We start from the raw sequence: 16336 nt of genomic DNA, 5'->3' as shown, positions 1-16336 counted from the left end.
GGTTTTGTGGTGTTTGGGTTACAGAGAAAGATTCTTGAAATGCCCCTGCAAAAACTCCACACACGCCCGCAGTTTCCCGGAGTTGGCCAGCCGCGTCGGGTACACCGCCCAGACATTGGCGCTCTGGCTGTAATCGGCCAGTACCGGCAGCAGTCGGCCCTGGTCCAGCAACGGTTTCACATCCCACAAGGAACGCAGCAACACGCCGCGTCCGTCGAGCGCCCATTGCAGGACGATCTCACCGTTGTTGGACGATAACGGCCCACTGACCCGCACGCTTTCCTGCGTGCCGTCGCGATCAAGATGCCAGACGCCGAAGGCGTTGTCGCGCTCCTTGATCACCAGGCAGTCATGTTGCTGTAGATCGTCCAGAGTCTGCGGTGTACCTCGGCGCTCAAGGTATTCGGGCGCAGCGCACAGCACCCGGCGGTTGCTCACCAGTTGCCGGCCGATGTGCTGGCCGGGCAGGTCGTCGCCGACGCGGATTTCCAGATCGAAGCCCTCGTTGACGATGTCCACTGCACGGTCGAACAGGTCCAGGCGAATCTGCAACTGCGGGTGAAGCTCGGCCAGCCGCGAAACCGCAGGCGCCACGTGGTTACGGCCGAAGCCGAAACTGCTGCAAATGTGCAAGCGCCCGCGCGGGCTGTCGTGGGCGTCGGCGAGGTCGTCGCGCAGTTGCTGGAAGTCATCGAGAATACGCAAGGCCCAGCGCTGCACCCGCTCGCCGTCCTCGGTCAGCGATACGCGGCGACTGGTGCGGTGCAACAGGCGAGTGCCGAGGGTCGATTCGAGAATCTGGATGCGTTTGCTGACGTAGGCCGGGGACAGGCCCAGCTCATCGGCAGCGGCGGCGAAACCGTTCTTGCGGATCACGGTCAGCAGCACGCGCAGGTCTTCGGGCAGGGGCACGGGGTCTTGGTTCTGGGACATGGCGGAACGGGCACTGGCGGCACAAGCCGCCAGCATAGCATCGGCGGGGAACGCTCGATTCAGCGCAGGAAATCCAGCGCCTCGGCGAGCAACAGTTCGGGCACTTCCTCGGCCAGATAATGCCCGGCGGGCAACGCTTTGCCGCTGACGTCGGTTGCCACGTGCTGCCATTCCTTGAGCGGATCGAAGCAACGGCCGACCGTGCCTTCGGCGCCCCACAACACCCGCAGCGGCAGATCAAGATGATGGCCGGCAGCGAGGTCGGCACGGTCATGTTCCAGATCGATGCTGGCGCTGGCGCGATAATCTTCGCAAATGCCCCGGGCACTGCCGGGACGTTGCAGGCAGCGCAGGTATTCGCCGATCGCTTGCTCGGTGAAAGGCGCCAGTCCGGCGCTGCGGCTGCCCATTACGCTGCGCAGGTAGGCTTCGGGATTCGCCTCGATCAGGGTTTCCGGCAACGGTGCCGGGCGGATCAGGAAGAACCAGTGCCAATAGGCGCGGGCGAAGGCTTCGTTGGTCTGGGTGTACATCGCCAGGGTCGGGGCGATGTCCAGCAGCATCATCCGCTGTACGGCAGATGGATGGTCCAGGGCCAGGCGATGGGCGACCCGGGCGCCACGGTCGTGGGCCAGAATCGAGAACTGTTCGAAGCCCAGCGCCTGCATCAACTCGAGGTTGTCCCTGGCCATTTCGCGTTTTGAATAGCTGCGGTGCTGCTCATCGGCGGCGGGGCGGGCACTGTCGCCATATCCGCGCAGATCGGCGGCGACCACGGTGAAGTGCTCGGCCAGTTGTTCGGCAATCTTGTGCCAGATCACGTGGGTCTGCGGGTGCCCGTGCAACAGCAACAGCCCCGGGCCGCTGCCGCCGAGGCGATAGGCGATGTCGACGCCGTTGACGTGGCGCTGGTCTTTGACGAATCCGGCAAACATCGGGCTGATCCTTGTTCAGGTGCGGGTGGGATGCATCCTGAAAGTGTTCGACATCCGAGGCAAGGGTTGAAGCGTGGTGTGGTGGTTCATGAAGTGTGATGTGTGTCGTCAGGGCTGGCCCCTTCGCGGGCAAGCCCGCTCCCACAGTGTTTTTCTGTGTGACACCCATCGTATAAACACCAGAGATCCCTGTGGGAGCGGGCTTGCCCGCGAAGAGGCCAGCCCAAACCCTGAAGATCTCAACCCTGACTGAACATCTCCATCGCCCGCTGCTTGATCTGCTCTTCTGTCAGATCCTCCTTGCGCGTCGCCAGAAACCACAGGTGCCCATAGGGATCCTTCAGCGTCCCGCTGCGATCGCCATAAAACTGATCCTTGACCTCCGACACTGCTTTCGCCCCGGCATCCAGGGCTCGTTGGAAGGACTTGTCGACATCGGTGACGTACAGATGCAGACCAACGGCCACGGCGTTGTCCGGATCGCTCAACGGCCCTTGATCGCACGGCGTGCCGAGCATGATCGCGCTGTCGCCAATGCGCAGTTCGGCGTGGCCGACGCGCCCGTCGGGCATGTCCAGGCGCATGACCTGCGTGGCGCCGAAGGCTTTCTTGTAGAACTCGATGGCTTCGGCAGCCTTGAGGATGCCGAGGTACGGGGTAATGCTGTGATACCCCTCGGGAATGGGTTTGACGCTCATGACGTTCTCCCTGTTTTTGTTTTCGAGGTATGGCTCCACCGGATTTGTGGAAGATTGACTATAGAACTGTCTGCGCGGCCAGGATTTTTCCCCGACGAGCAGTCAGCCGAGAAAGTGTGCCCCCGGCCCCTGCTCACCGAGCACATCGCCCTGGTTGCGCAGTGGGCAGGCTTCCATCGACAGACACCCACAACCGATGCAACCGGTGAGCCGGTCGCGCAACAAGGTCAGTTGATTGATCCGCTCATCCAGTTCGCGGCGCCATTGCTCGGACAGGAATTTCCAGTCTGCCGCTGTCGGCGCGCGGTCATCCGGGAGGGTTTTCAGCGCCTCGCCAATCTCTGCCAGCGGAATACCCAGGCGCTGCGCGACCTTGATCAACGCCACCCGGCGCAACACTGCCCGTGGGTAACGGCGCTGATTGCCGGCATTGCGCTGGCTGGTGATCAGGCCTTTGGCTTCATAAAAGTGCAGGGCAGTGACCGCGACTCCGCTGCGCGCGGCGACTTCGCCCACGGTGAGCTGTTTTTGCAGGTTTTCCGGGGTGATCATTTTGCAAAAGGGCTCTTGACCTTGACTTAACTAGAGGTTTTACCCTGCAGGACTTCGAGTCGCAAGACTCGGCTTACGATGAGTGGGGACTTCTCATGCAAACCTCGACGAAAAATCGCAGCTTTACCCAATTGATTGAATTCGAGATCGAACCGCGCCAGCAACCTGCATTGGTCTGTGCGCTGGCGCAACAGAGCGAACATCTGGCGCAGCGCTATGCAGGTTTTGTCAGCGCCAGCGTCCAGGTCAGCGACGACGGTCGGCGGGTGCTGAGCTTGCTGCAGTGGCAGAGCCGCGAGGCCGGGGAGGCGGCGTTCTGTCGCTATGAAAGCGGCGAGCAGGATTTCTGGCAACTGATCCGCGCCCATCAGGCGAAGACCGTGACCTTCAATTCATTTCAGGTGTTGAGCAGCATCGCCCGCAGTCATGACGATGCGCTGCACTGCAACCTGGTCGGCTAGATCGACAACTGGATCAGGCGTTCACCGTGCAGGTTCTCCGTGAGTCGCCGCTTGTTCACTGCCAGTTCGCCGATCTTGATCAGCCGCGTGCGCGTGACATTGCGGCTCAGACCGAGCAACGCGGCGGTGTGCACCTGGTTGTAATGGCAGAAGCGATAGGCGGCGCGCAGCAGGGCGTCTTCGACCTTTTCGTGGAGGGCGCCGGCCTGTTGTTCGAAGAGCTTCTGGAAGGCTCGCTCCAGCAGCGCTTCCGGTGAATCGTCGGCGCTCGACTGCTGTTCGTCCGGGCGCTCGATGCGCAGGTTAGACAGGCGCAGATCATCGCGCTCGATCACGCCGTTGCGGCAGATCAACAGGGTGTGATGGATGACGTTTTCCAGTTCGCGGATGTTCCCCGGCCAACTGTAGCTGCGCAGTTTCTGTTCGGCACCGGAGCTGATGCTGACCCGTCCGTAACCGAGGCGCTGGCTGTAGGCCTCGATGAAATGCCGGGTCAGCGGCAGGATATCGCCGGGCCGTTCGCGCAGCGGACTGAGTTCCAGATTGACCACGTTCAACCGGTAGAACAGGTCTTCGCGAAAGTTGCCGGCATTGATCGCCTTTTCCAGTTGCACGTTGGTCGCCGCCAGCACCCGCACATCGATCGGAATGCTCTTGCGCGAGCCGAGGCGCACCACTTCGCGCTCCTGCAACACGCGCAGCAACTTGACCTGAATCGCCATCGGCAAATCGCCGATTTCGTCGAGGAACAAGGTGCCGCCATCCGCCTCTTCGAACCAGCCGGCCTTGGCGCTGAGCGCGCCAGTGAAGGCGCCTTTTTCATGACCGAAGAGTTCGGCTTCCACCAGTGATTCGGAGAACGCGCCGCAATTGACCGCGACAAACGGCCGATGCCGACGGTGGCTCAGGTTGTGGATGTGCCGCGCCACCAGTTCCTTGCCGGTGCCGGTTTCGCCGATGATCAGCACGCTGGCTTCGCTCGGTGCGACCTGTTGCAGATGCGCCAGCAGGGCCTGGGATTTCGGGTCTTCGAAGACCTGCGCGGTGGCGCGGATCGACGTCGCCAGAGCGGGTGAGGGCGGAAGGGTCAGCAGTTGCATGGGCTCGCTCCATTAAAGGCAAGATCAGGAATAGAACGTCGGCACCGGCAGCGCCTGGTTCAGCGCCCAGTCGCCCAGCTCGTGGAGTTTGTAGTCGAGCGGGTCGTGCAGGGTCTGGGTGCGCAGGTTGCGCCAGTGTCGGTCGAGACGCAGCGAGGCGTGGGTCGAACGTGCGCCGGTGACTTCGAACAAACGGCTGCAAATCTCCAGCCCCTGACGACTGGCGGCGACCTTGGCGGTGGCAATCGCCGTGGCCAGATGTCCGCGCTCTTCTGCAGTCAGGTTCGGGCCTTTGGCCCAGGCCTCGTCGAGCAGCGCGGCAGCCCGTTCGACCAGCAGGCGGATGCCTTCCAGCGCCACCCAGAATTCACCGTAATGGGCGAGCACGTACGGATCTTCACGCACATTGCGGGCGGTGGATTTGTGCCAAAGCCGGGTTTCGCTCAGCGTGTACTGCCGCGCTTCCTTAAACGCACCTTCGGCGATGCCGAGGAACATGTGAGTGAAGGTCAGTTGCGCGATCAGCGGACGCAGGCAAGCGAACGGTGTGCTCAACGGACCGGGATCGAGCAGCAACTCGGACTCTTCGACCCGCACCCGCTCGAACGTGGCGCTGCCGCTGTCGGTCTGGCGCTGGCCGATGTTGTTCCAGTCATCGTGCAGGGTGATGCCGCTGCGACCACTGGGAATCGCCGCGATCAGCAACTTGCCGCCGGCACTTTCGTCCACCGCCGAGGCGATCAGCATCTGCGAATCGCTGGCGCCGGAGCAGAAGCTTTTCTTCCCGGAAAACTCGCACCAGCCACCGAAGTCCTTGACCACGGTGCGAGTGTCGAGCGGGTTGAGCGCGTTGCCCCAGAACCAGTTCTGCCGCGCGGTCTGTTCGAACCACGGCTGCCATTGTTCCGGCCGCGAGAACAGGCGCACGGTGGCGAGCATCAGGTGATGAAAACCGAAAACGTGGGCGATGGAACTGTCGACCTTGGCGAACTCGCGCACGACTTGCAGGGTTTCGCTCCATGTCGCGCCGAGGCCGCCGTAGCGGGTGGGAATGCTCAGGGCCAGCAGGCCGCTGTCGCGCAGGGCATCGCGTTCGACCTTTGGCGTGCCGCCGCGCTCGTCACGTTCGACGGCGGTGAGGGCGAATTCGGCGGCCAGTTGGCGCGCGGTCTGCAGCGGGGAGAGCAGGGTGCTTTGTGGTTCGGCGGTCACGCGGTGTTCCTCATCAAATCGACGCGACTCTCTTGTAGGAGTGAGCCTGCTCGCGATGTGGTCAGCACAGTCGACATCACCGTCGCAGACACACCGCTTTCGCGAGCAGGCTCACTCCTACAGGGGCGTTTTAGGCCTTGGCTTGGGTGGGCAGCACATCGTTGGCAATCATTTCGCCAAACGGCCCGGTGAGGTTGGTGACGCCGCGTCCGGCCAGACTTGCATACGGCTCGGGCAGCAGCGGAAACACCAGTTCGGCAAAGCGGTAGGCCTCTTCCAGGTGCGGATAACCGGAGAAGATGAAGCTCTCGATACCGAGGTCGGCGTACTCCTTGATCCGCGCGGCCACTTGCTGCGGATCGCCCACCAACGCGGTACCGGCGCCGCCGCGTACCAGACCGACACCGGCCCACAGGTTGGGAGCGATTTCCAGGTTGTCGCGCCGCCCGTCGTGCAACGCCGCCATGCGCCGCTGGCCTTCGGAGTCGAAGCGCGAGAAGGATTTCTGCGCGGCCTCGATGGTCTCGTCGCTGATGTGTTCGATCAGTTTGTCCGCGGCTTTCCACGCTTCTTCGGCGGTCTCGCGCACGATCACATGCAGGCGAATACCGAACTTCACCTTGCGCCCATGCCGAGCGGCGCGTTCACGCACATCGGCGAGTTTTTCGGCGACGGCGGCGGGCGGTTCGCCCCAGGTCAGGTACACGTCGACTTGCTCGGCAGCGAGGTCATGCGCCGCGTCGGAGGAACCTCCGAAATACAGCGGCGGATACGGTTTCTGCACGGGCGGATAGAGGGCCTTGGCGTTCTGTACTTTCAGGTGTTTGCCTTCGAAATCCACCGATTCGCCCTGCAGCACCCGGCGCCAGATCCTGAGGAATTCGTCGGTGACTTCGTAGCGCTCGCTGTGGCTGAGAAAGCTGCCATCGCCACGGTTTTCGTCGGGGTCGCCGCCGGTCACCACGTTGATCAGCAGACGACCGTTGGACAGTCGATCAAGCGTCGCCGCCATGCGCGCCGAAACGGTGGGCGAAATGATCCCCGGGCGAATCGCCACCAGATAACGCAGACGTTCTGTCAACGGCACCAGCGCCGAGGCGATCACCCACGAGTCTTCGCAGGAGCGTCCGGTGGGAATCAGCACGCCGTGGTAGCCGAGGCTGTCGGCGGCTTGCGCCACTTGTTTCAGATAATTCAGGGTGACCGGGCGCGCGCCTTGTGTGGTGCCCAGGTAATGGCCGTCGCCGTGGGTCGGCAGGAACCAGAAAACATCCATGAACAGCTCCTTATGCGATTTTCAGCAGCGGTTTGATTTGCGTGCCGAACAGCGGCGCGGCGCGTTCTGCGGCCAGGCGAATCCGCGCTTTCAGCGGTTCGCTGGTGATCTGGTAGTCGGCGAAATCGGCCTCGGTGGCGTAGACCCCGATCGGCAGGGTCACGGCCTGGAAGAAACTGAACAGCGGTCGCAACTGGTGATCGAGCACCAGCGCATGGCGCTCGCTGCCACCAGTGGCGGCGAGCAACACCGGGGTGTCGATCAGCGCGTTGAGGTCGATCAGGTCGAACAGGTGCTTGAGCAGGCCAGGATAGGACCCGCGATACACCGGCGCGGCGACGATCAGCAGATCGGCTTGTTCGATGGCTTGCAGTTCGGCCTCGACCTCGGCGCTCAGCTCCTGACGCGACAGGGCACCACCCAACGGGCGGGCGATGTCACCGAGTTCGATCAGATGACTGTCGACCGGCAAATGCCCGGCCAGTTCGGCCAGCAGCGCTTGGGTCAGCACCAGGGTGCGGGAGGGACGCCAGGTGCCGCCGGACAGGGCAACGACTTTCAGGGGACGCGACATGATCAGTTCCTTTTTATCAACAGTTGCTCAGCGAGCAGTGGGTCAGTGCCAAGGCTTGAGCAAGCGCTGTACCAATTCCTGAGAGGCCCGGTTTGCTTGGGTCTTAGCGCTCTGGCGTGAGTCGGTTGTGCAGATATCGGGCGGGTTTGTTGATCTGCTGTTGCCTGGGCAACAGTTGCTGGAGCAACAGTTGTTCGCCGGTGCAGGGATTTATAGCGGCTGCTGGTTATTCCGTAAAAGAACGTTAATCGATATTTATAGATCGTTAGGAGATATGAGGGCGTTAAAGCTGAAATCCTGATAGCCACTATTGAGAGTGTTGATTTTTGCCCGGACGGGCGCGGGCGTAGCCTTTGTTCATCGACTACCACCGCCCGCCAGGACGCTCCCCATGAATCGTTTACTGACTGTTTCGCTGCTGCTCGCTGTCTCCGTACTCGCCGGTTGCGCGACCCACGTTTCCCCCGAACAACGGCCGTACACCGCCGAAGAAACCCGCGAACTGGCAATGGAAGCGCTGAACCGCAGCGGCTTGTCTTTCGACGAATATCACGCGAAGAAAGCCGCACTGCTGGGCGAGTCGCCATTCGACAAGAAAGCTGAAATGAGCGCCGGGCGAGCCATACAGCTGCACGGTCGTCCGAGTTAATCGAAAACTGTACTGCTCGAATTTTCGCGTAACTGTCCGTGGGTTTGCGCGCTGCCGTGCGATAGGGTCAACACCTGAATGACCCTGACGGATTGCCCCATGACCCTCTCGCTTGATCTGCTGTTGGGCTTTGCCCTGTTTGCCCTTGTTACCTCGATTACACCGGGGCCGAACAACACCATGTTGCTGGCGTCGGGCGTGAACTTCGGCTTCAACCGCACCATTCCTCATATGCTCGGCATCACCTGCGGCTTCTTCGTTTTGGTGGTCGCGGTGGGCTTTGGCCTGGGCGCTGTGTTCCAGACTTATCCGATTCTCTACACGGTGCTGCGCTATGTCGGCGCCGCATATCTGTTGTATCTGGCGTGGAAAATTGCTCATTCGGGCCCGGTGGGCGATGGCGTGGATAGCGAGGCCAAACCGATCAGCTATCTCGGTGCCGCCGCGTTTCAATGGGTCAATCCCAAGGCCTGGATCATGGCCATCGGCGCCATCAGCACCTACACGCCGATGCAGGGTTACTTCACCAACGTGGTGGTGATCGCTGCGGTGTTCGCCATCATCAACCTGCCCAGCGTCGGCGTCTGGGCAGCGTGCGGCACGCTGCTGCGTAACGTGCTCAAGGACCCGCGCTGGTTGCGGGTGTTCAACTGGGGCATGGCGGCGCTGTTGGTAATTTCGCTGTACCCGTTACTTCTCGAAAGCTTTCACTGACGCATTGCTTCAACCGCCGGCCCGATGCCTGTTAAGCTCGGCTTCAGGAGCGTTCCTACGCACTTTTAAATGAAGTTGTTCTTCTTTAACGGCATCCGATCAGGTATTGATGACGGTCTCGAACCCAGGCGCAGCTCACAAGGCTGCGCTGTGCCGTTTGCAGACACGAGCCTCCTGATCCCGGAACACGCTCTGCGAGTCTTTTATGAATAAACGTCCGTTGTATTTCGATTACGCCGCCACCACCCCGGTGGACGAGCGGGTCATCCAGGTGATGATCGATTGTCTGGGTTTTCACGGTAACTTCGGCAACCCGGCGTCCAGCTCCCATGCCTTCGGCCAGCAGGCCCGGCACACGGTCGAGCAGGCCCGTCGGCAAGTCGCCGAACTGGTCGGTGCGGAGGCCGCGCAGATCGTCTGGACCTCCGGCGCCACCGAGTCCAACAACCTTGCCCTCAAGGGCGTGGCCCAGGCCCGCGGCGTTGCCGGCGGCCACATCATTACCAGTCAGATCGAACACAAAGCCATTCTCGATACCGCCCGGCAATTGCAGGACGCCGGCGTCGCGGTGACTTATCTGGTGCCGGACGCCGATGGCCTGATCACTCCGCAGGCGGTCAGCGAAGCCATGCGCGACGACACCTTTCTGGTGTCGCTGATGCTGGTCAACAACGAACTCGGCACGCTCAACGATATCCCGGCCATCGGTGAAGTCGTGCGCGGCCGTGGCGCGCTGTTCCATGTCGATGCCGCGCAGGGCGCCGGCAAAGTGGCGATCGATCTGCAGCAGTGGCCAGTGGACTTGATGTCGTTTTCGGCGCACAAGCTTTACGGTCCCAAGGGGATCGGCGCGTTGTATGTCGGCCCACGGGCGCAGCAGCGTTTGCAGGCACAGATCCATGGCGGCGGTCACGAGGGCGGATTGCGCTCCGGGACTCTGGCAACCCACCAGATCGCCGGCATGGGCGCAGCATTCGCCCTGGCGGCAGCTGAATTCGATGCCGAGAAAAAGTCCATCGTGGCGCTGCGTGCACGGCTGCTCGAACAGTTGCTGAGTCTGCCGGGCGTACGCCTCAACGGCAGCGCCAGCCAGCGCATTGCACACACGTTGAGCCTGACCTTCAGCGAAGGTGAATTCAACAGTGCGGCCTTGAGCCATTCGATCGCGTTTTCCGCAACCTCGGCCTGCAACTCGGCAAGTAACACGCCCTCTCACGTGCTGCTGGCACTGGGGCACGACGCCCGGCTGGCCGGTCGCACCATTCGCCTGAGCCTCGGCCGTTTCACCACCGCCGACGATGTCGATCAGGCGGCAGCACTGATCAAAGGCGCCTGCGCCAGTGCCCCGGCATTCTGGGCGACAGGGCTTTAACCAGCCGAATTCCACGGCTACGAACAATAACGATGAAGTGATTGGCAGGAGACATGATGAGTACCCAGACTTTGACCGAAGGAACGGTTCCCCAGCGCTTGGCGCACACCCGTGAACTGATGCGCCGCGAAGGCATTCATGCGTTGCTGGTGCCATCGGCCGACCCGCATCTGTCGGAATACCTGCCGGGTTACTGGCAAGGGCGGCAATGGCTGTCGGGGTTCCATGGTTCGGTCGGCACTTTGATCGTGACTGCTGATTTCGCCGGGGTCTGGGCCGACAGTCGTTACTGGGAGCAGGCGACCAAGGAACTCAAGGGCAGCGGCATCGAACTGGTCAAGCTGCAACCGGGGCAGCCGAGCCCGCTGGACTGGCTGGCGGAGCAGACACCGGAAGGTGGTGTGGTGGCGGTCGATGGTGCGGTGATGGCCGTGGCTTCGGCGCGGACGCTGAGCAGCAAGCTTGAGACTCGCGGCGCGCGTCTGCGCACCGACATCGACCTGTTGAATGAAGTCTGGGCGGACCGTCCGAGCCTGCCGTATGCGCCGATCTATCAGCATCTGCCACCGCAAGCGACGGTCAGCCGTGGCGAGAAACTCTCCAAACTGCGTGATACCTTGCGCGAGCGCGGTGCCGACTGGCATTTCATCGCCACCCTCGATGACATCGCCTGGCTGTTCAACCTGCGCGGCGGCGACGTATCGTTCAACCCGGTGTTTGTTTCTTTTGCGTTGATCAATCAACAGCAAGCAACGTTGTTTGTGGCCTTGAGCAAAGTCGATGCCGAGTTGCGTGCGGTGCTGGAGCAGGACGGCGTGACGCTGCGCGATTACCGCGAAGTGGACGACGCCCTTCGTGCCGTGCCGAGCGGGGCGAGCCTGCTGGTGGATCCGGCGCGGGTGACTACGGGTTTGCTGGATAACCTCGACAGCGCGGTAAAACTGGTCGAAGGCCTGAACCCGACCACCCTTGCCAAGTCGCAGAAGAGCGAGGCCGATGCACAGCACATTCGCCAGGCCATGCAACAGGATGGTGCGGCATTGTGCGAATTCTTCGCCTGGCTGGAATCGGCCTGGGGCCGTGAACGTATCACCGAGCTGACCATCGACGAAAAACTCACCGCTGCCCGCGAACGTCGTCCGGATTACGTGTCGCTGAGCTTCAACACCATTGCCGCGTTTAACGCCAATGGCGCGATGCCGCACTATCACGCCACCGAAGAAGAGCACGCGGTGATCGAGGGCGACGGTTTGCTGCTGATCGACTCGGGCGGCCAGTACCTGGGCGGCACGACCGACATCACTCGAATGGTGCCGGTGGGTACGCCGACGGCTGAGCAGAAGCGTGACTGCACCCGTGTGCTCAAAGGCGTGATTGCCCTGTCGCGGGCGCAGTTTCCCAAAGGCATTCTGTCGCCGCTGCTCGATGCTATCGCCCGTGCACCGATCTGGGCGGAAAGCGTGGATTACGGCCATGGCACCGGTCATGGGGTCGGCTATTTCCTCAACGTCCACGAAGGCCCGCAGGTGATCGCCTATCAGGCAGCACCGGCACCGCAAACGGCGATGCAACCGGGGATGATCACCTCGATCGAACCGGGCACCTATCGTCCGGGTCGCTGGGGCGTGCGCATCGAGAACCTGGCAATGAACCGCGAGGCGGGGAGCAGCGAGTTCGGTGAGTTCCTCAAGTTTGAAACCTTGACCCTGTGCCCGATCGACACGCGCTGCCTGGAGCCGTCTTTGCTGACGCAGGAAGAGAAGCAGTGGTTCAACGCCTATCACGCCGAAGTGCGTGAGCGTCTGAGCCCGTTGCTGGAAGGCGCAGCGCTGGAGTGGCTGAACACGCGCACAGCGGCGATCTGAGTGGCTGAAACCCGGCGCTGCTGGCAGCGTCCGGGTTCTGTGGTTTTTCTAAGCCTGACGCAGGGCTTCTTCGACGAAATCGAGGCGGTCCTGGCCGAAGAACAACTGATTGCCGATAAACATGCTCGGCGCTCCAAATACACCGCGTTTAATGGCTGTCTCGGTGTTGTCCTTCAGGGCTGCCTTGACTGTCTCGTCGTTGGTCAGGGCCAGGACTTCATTGGGATCGAATCCGTGTTCGCTCAATACCGCAGCGACAGTTGCCGGCTCATCGAGAGGTCGTCCCTCCACCCACAATGCCTTGAACAGACAATCGATAAATGTATGAAAGCGTTCCGGCTGGCGCAGTTGGATGCCGGTGACCGCGCGCATCAGCATCAGCGTGTTGATCGGGAAGTGCGGATTGAATTTCAGCGGCACGCCATAGCGCTTGGCGTAGCGATCCAGATCCTGAAACATGTAGCGGCCCTTCGCCGGAATCATTGCCGGTGATGCGTTGCCGGTCGCCTTGAACACGCCGCCCAGCAGCATCGGGATGTAGATCAGTTGGGTGCCGGTGTCGGCACAGATCTTCGGCAGCTGGGTGTAGGCCAGATAGGTGGCAGGGCTGCCGAGGTCGAAATAGAACTCCACGGTTTTCGTCATCTTCGCTGCGCTCTCTTTATTGTTATGGAGGAGTGGGGCTTACCAGCGTTCGTTCCACGGGCGCAGATCCAGCTCAAAGGTCCAGGCGTCCCGTGGCTGGCTGTGCAGATACCAATAGTTTTCGGCAATGTGTTCGGGATTGAGAATACCGTCCTGATCCTTGGTCGCGTACTTCTCGGGAAAACTGTTGCGAATGAAGTCGGTATCGATCGCGCCATCGACCACTACATGGGCGACGTGGATATTCATCGGGCCCAACTCGCGCGCCATGCTTTGTGCCAGCGCACGGATACCGTGTTTGGCGCCGGCAAACGCGGCAAATCCGGAAGCACCGCGCAGCCCGGCGGTGGCGCCAGTGAACAGAATGGTGCCGCGCTGGCGCGTGACCATGCGCTTGGCCACTTCGCGGGCATTGAGAAAGCCGGAGAAACAGGCCATTTCCCAGATCTTGAAATACTTGCGCGCAGTTTCTTCAAGAATGCTGCAAGGCACGTTGGCGCCGATGTTGAAGACAAACGCCTCGATCGAGCCGAGACGGGTTTCGATCTCTTCAATCAACGCAATGACGTCTTCCTCCTTGCGCGCATCGCAGGCGAAACCGTGCGCTTCGCCACCCTCGGCCTGAATCGCCTCGACCAGCGGCTGCAATTTGTCGGCACTGCGCCGGGTGACGCAAGCGATAAAACCTTCTCTGGCAAAGCGCTTGGCAATCGCTCCGCCGGTAGCATCGCCAGCACCCACCACCAACACGACCTTCTTGTTATTCATGGGTAGATCCCTTTAGTAAACGATCGTTAAGTGAACGAACGTTATGCTAGGATCCGGACAACGTCAAGGCGGTCGATCAAGAGGTTAAGCACATGCGGTATTCCGCCGGTCACAAGCTGGAAACCCGAGAAAAACTGCTGAACAGCAGCGCGTTGTCAGCCAAGCGTTCGGGTTTTTCCACAGTCGGTGTCGATGGCTTGATGAAGGCTATCGGCCTCAGCGGCGCAGCGTTTTATAGCCACTTCTCGTCGAAAAACGAGCTGTTCACGGCGATCGTCGAGCGCGAACTGTGTCAGAGCCTTGAGCGACTGGGAGGGCAGGGAGCGCAGGACCGTGAACGGCTGGAACGCTGTCTTAAACAGTACCTGAGCATGGCTCACGTGGAGCAGCCTGAATCGGGCTGTGCCTTGCCGACACTGGGTGCGGAAATCGCCCGTTCAGATGATCAGGTTCGTGAGCAGGCGGAGTTGTGGATTTGTCGGCTGCATGCCAGTTGGGCACACATTCTGGAGAGCGACAGCCTGGCGTGGGCGATTCTGTCGCAATGCGTCGGCGCATTGGTGGTGGCGCGGATGCTGGTGACACCGGACATTCAACGGACGGTATTGAAATCCAGTCATGCGGAAATCGGACGTCAGTTGGCTGCTCGACAAGGCGAGCAGCCAGAGTGATTCATTTGCAAATGACGATCATGCTGCGGCTGGTATAACCGGCCGGATTAAGACCGAACGGGTAGTCGCCGGGTTCTTCCACGGCGTCCCCTGATTTGGCGATGACTTTGTAGCCCTTTGGGGCGCAAGCATTGGCGGCGCTGGTGTAGCACTTGTCCCAAGAGGACGACAGCCCGGAACAGTTGATGTGCAGCCCTTTTTTACCGTGCTTCACTTGGGTCTTGGAGGTGGCTGCGCACCCCGCTACTGCCAATACAGCGATCAGTATCAAAATTCGTTTCATTACCGTCCTTATGGTAGCCACGAGTCTGGCGCTCGGGTCTGCCTGTATTCGCCTGCGCTTTAAGCGGTTTGATATCCCTGTCCGAAAAAATCCATGCCTGGCACTGAGTTAAGGGGCCTAAACATGGCCTAAATGAACGCCAATTGCCAGACCTTCGTCAAATCCTGTTTCAATCTGCCGCAACAACGGGTTTGGCGTTACTGCCCATGGTCATGGTTGCTCCGACAGAGGCCAGAATAATGCACAGGATCGCCATCCATTGTGACAGCGTGAGGTATTCCTGCAGGAACAGCAGCCCGGACAACGCGCCAAAGGCCGGTTCGATGCTCATCAACGTCCCGAAGGTGCGGGCTGGTATGCGGGTGAGGGCGACCATTTCCAGCGTGTAGGGCAAAGCGGTCGAGAGGATGGCGACTCCGATGGCGACCGGGATCAACGACGGGGTGAGTAATGCCGCGCCGGCATGCACGATGCCGATCGGGGCGACAAACAGTGCGGCAATCATCACGCCCAGGGCTGCAGTCGTTACGCCGTTGTCGGCACCGGCTTTTTGGCCGAACAGAATGTACAACGCCCAGCACACGCCGGCACCCAAGGCATAACCGGCACCGACCAGATCAATTCCCGTGGAGGTCGCTCCGGTCGGGATCAACAGCAGCAGGCCAACTGCCGCCAAGGCAATCCAGAGAAAGTCGATTGCGCGGCGAGAGGCGTAGATGGCGACGGCCAGCGGGCCCGTGAACTCCAACGCAACTGCAATGCCAAGCGGCACAGTGCGCAACGACATATAGAAGAGGAAGTTCATCCCGCCCAGCGCCATGCCGTAAACGATCACCGTGCGCAGGGACTGAGCGGTCAGCCTGGCGCGCCACGGACGCAGCAGTAACAGCATGATCACGCTGGCGAAGATCAGGCGCAGGGTTGTCGTCCCTTGAGCGCCAACCACCGGGAACATGCTCTTGGCCAGAGAGGCACCAGACTGGATGGATGCCATGGCTATTAACAAAAGGCCAACCGGGAACAGCGTTGAGGCCAGAGAGCGAGGTTGGTCTGTCATTGCGAGGCATCATCCGAAGGTGAGATCAGGGTAATGTTTTACCTATTGGGCAATATACTGCGCATTCGCTGCCGTTGCGTCTATATAGAAGCGGGCTTTTTCGGTGCATTGATAGAAAACTGAAATTAACGGTTGACGGCAGATTCAGGAGGTCTATAATTCGCCCCACTTCCGGCGCAGTCGAAACGGAAAACTCCTTGAGATTCAATGAGTTACGCAGTTTTTGACAGCGGCTTGCTTCAGTTCACCGAAGCCTGGAAGGAGTTGAAAGAGTGGTGATGTTTGGCTCTTTTGACGGTTCGATCTTCTCGGTCGAAAGCGGAGGAAAAGAGGTGTTGACAGCAGCGTGTAACGCTGTAGAATTCGCCTCCCGCTAACGAGAGATCGGAAGCGCAAGTGGTTGAAGTTGTTGAAGAAATCTTCGAAAACTTCTGAAAATAATCACTTGACAGCAAATGAGGCTGCTGTAGAATGCGCGCCTCGGTTGAGACGAAAGATCTTAACCAACCGCTCTTTAACAACTGAATCAAGCAATTCGTGTGGGTGCTTGTGGAGTCAGACTGATAGTCAG

Annotated in this window: 18 protein-coding genes; 6 read left to right on the top strand and 12 right to left on the bottom strand. The window is 60.7% G+C overall.

Annotated features, from left to right (window positions below; all coding sequences use genetic code 11):
- Positions 1-18 precede the first annotated feature (18 nt).
- From PMI25_RS25125 to soxR, 4 genes are all read right to left on the bottom strand, one after another.
- Entirely contained in the window at positions 19-969 is a 951-nt protein-coding gene (locus PMI25_RS25125; RefSeq protein ID WP_007965465.1) for a LysR substrate-binding domain-containing protein, read from the bottom strand.
- Between the two features lie 23 nt (positions 970-992).
- Complete coding sequence (locus tag PMI25_RS25120) at positions 993-1868, bottom strand: alpha/beta hydrolase (RefSeq protein ID WP_007965463.1); 876 nt, start codon at positions 1866-1868, stop codon at positions 993-995.
- A gap of 239 nt (positions 1869-2107) precedes the next feature.
- Positions 2108-2566 carry a VOC family protein gene (locus PMI25_RS25115; protein WP_007965461.1) on the bottom strand — a complete coding sequence of 153 codons (459 nt, stop codon included), beginning with the start codon at positions 2564-2566 and terminating at the stop codon, positions 2108-2110.
- A gap of 102 nt (positions 2567-2668) precedes the next feature.
- Positions 2669-3118 (bottom strand): redox-sensitive transcriptional activator SoxR, encoded by a 450-nt coding sequence (gene soxR / locus PMI25_RS25110; RefSeq protein ID WP_007965460.1) that lies wholly within the window; start codon positions 3116-3118, stop codon positions 2669-2671.
- A gap of 95 nt (positions 3119-3213) precedes the next feature.
- Here soxR and PMI25_RS25105 point away from each other — a divergent pair, with 95 nt between their 5' ends.
- Positions 3214-3579: an antibiotic biosynthesis monooxygenase gene (locus PMI25_RS25105; protein WP_007965457.1), complete on the top strand. Its 366-nt coding sequence runs from the start codon at positions 3214-3216 to the stop codon at positions 3577-3579.
- On the opposite strand, the gene PMI25_RS25100 is transcribed toward PMI25_RS25105, so the two are convergent.
- The 4 genes from PMI25_RS25100 to msuE all read right to left on the bottom strand — a co-directional run bounded on the left by PMI25_RS25100 (position 3576) and on the right by msuE (position 7741).
- Positions 3576-4679 (bottom strand): sigma-54 interaction domain-containing protein, encoded by a 1104-nt coding sequence (locus tag PMI25_RS25100; RefSeq protein WP_007965456.1) that lies wholly within the window; start codon positions 4677-4679, stop codon positions 3576-3578. The genes PMI25_RS25105 and PMI25_RS25100 overlap by 4 nt on opposite strands.
- Positions 4680-4703: 24 nt before the next feature.
- Complete coding sequence (locus PMI25_RS25095; RefSeq protein ID WP_007965454.1) at positions 4704-5891, bottom strand: acyl-CoA dehydrogenase family protein; 1188 nt, start codon at positions 5889-5891, stop codon at positions 4704-4706.
- Positions 5892-6021: 130 nt separating this feature from the next.
- Positions 6022-7167 carry an FMNH2-dependent alkanesulfonate monooxygenase gene (ssuD, locus tag PMI25_RS25090; RefSeq protein WP_007965452.1) on the bottom strand — a complete coding sequence of 382 codons (1146 nt, stop codon included), beginning with the start codon at positions 7165-7167 and terminating at the stop codon, positions 6022-6024.
- A gap of 10 nt (positions 7168-7177) precedes the next feature.
- The gene (msuE, locus tag PMI25_RS25085; RefSeq protein WP_007965449.1) at positions 7178-7741 is read right to left on the bottom strand and encodes an FMN reductase; all 564 of its coding nucleotides are present in this window, start codon (positions 7739-7741) and stop codon (positions 7178-7180) included.
- 391 nt (positions 7742-8132) lie between these two features.
- On the opposite strand from msuE, the gene PMI25_RS25080 reads away from it, so the two are divergent.
- The 4 genes from PMI25_RS25080 to PMI25_RS25065 all read left to right on the top strand — a co-directional run bounded on the left by PMI25_RS25080 (position 8133) and on the right by PMI25_RS25065 (position 12341).
- Positions 8133-8390: a hypothetical protein gene (locus PMI25_RS25080; RefSeq protein WP_007965447.1), complete on the top strand. Its 258-nt coding sequence runs from the start codon at positions 8133-8135 to the stop codon at positions 8388-8390.
- 99 nt (positions 8391-8489) lie between these two features.
- Positions 8490-9104 carry a LysE family translocator gene (locus PMI25_RS25075; RefSeq protein ID WP_007965446.1) on the top strand — a complete coding sequence of 205 codons (615 nt, stop codon included), beginning with the start codon at positions 8490-8492 and terminating at the stop codon, positions 9102-9104.
- 205 nt (positions 9105-9309) lie between these two features.
- Positions 9310-10476: an aminotransferase class V-fold PLP-dependent enzyme gene (locus PMI25_RS25070; protein WP_007965444.1), complete on the top strand. Its 1167-nt coding sequence runs from the start codon at positions 9310-9312 to the stop codon at positions 10474-10476.
- A 56-nt stretch (positions 10477-10532) separates the two neighbouring features.
- Positions 10533-12341 (top strand): aminopeptidase P family protein, encoded by a 1809-nt coding sequence (locus PMI25_RS25065; protein ID WP_007965442.1) that lies wholly within the window; start codon positions 10533-10535, stop codon positions 12339-12341.
- A gap of 48 nt (positions 12342-12389) precedes the next feature.
- On the opposite strand, the gene PMI25_RS25060 is transcribed toward PMI25_RS25065, so the two are convergent.
- Together PMI25_RS25060 and PMI25_RS25055 are read right to left on the bottom strand one after the other, a co-directional pair.
- Positions 12390-12986, bottom strand: a complete 597-nt coding sequence (locus tag PMI25_RS25060; protein ID WP_007965440.1) for a 2-hydroxychromene-2-carboxylate isomerase — start codon at positions 12984-12986, stop codon at positions 12390-12392.
- Between the two features lie 39 nt (positions 12987-13025).
- Positions 13026-13754 (bottom strand): SDR family oxidoreductase, encoded by a 729-nt coding sequence (locus tag PMI25_RS25055; protein ID WP_007965438.1) that lies wholly within the window; start codon positions 13752-13754, stop codon positions 13026-13028.
- A gap of 92 nt (positions 13755-13846) precedes the next feature.
- Here PMI25_RS25055 and PMI25_RS25050 point away from each other — a divergent pair, with 92 nt between their 5' ends.
- Entirely contained in the window at positions 13847-14425 is a 579-nt protein-coding gene (locus PMI25_RS25050; protein ID WP_007965436.1) for a TetR/AcrR family transcriptional regulator, read from the top strand.
- Position 14426: 1 nt separating this feature from the next.
- On the opposite strand, the gene PMI25_RS25045 is transcribed toward PMI25_RS25050, so the two are convergent.
- Positions 14427-14708, bottom strand: a complete 282-nt coding sequence (locus PMI25_RS25045; RefSeq protein WP_007965435.1) for a hypothetical protein — start codon at positions 14706-14708, stop codon at positions 14427-14429.
- A 169-nt stretch (positions 14709-14877) separates the two neighbouring features.
- Positions 14878-15765 (bottom strand): threonine/homoserine exporter RhtA, encoded by an 888-nt coding sequence (rhtA, locus tag PMI25_RS25040; protein WP_007965433.1) that lies wholly within the window; start codon positions 15763-15765, stop codon positions 14878-14880.
- Between the last annotated feature and the right edge of the window lie 571 nt (positions 15766-16336).

This window comes from Pseudomonas sp. GM30, from assembly GCF_000282275.2.
In the GTDB taxonomy this organism is placed as follows: Bacteria; Pseudomonadota; Gammaproteobacteria; order Pseudomonadales; family Pseudomonadaceae; genus Aquipseudomonas.
The sequence above is the reverse complement of the archived record's forward strand: the minus strand, read 5'-3'. Positions and strand labels throughout refer to the sequence as shown.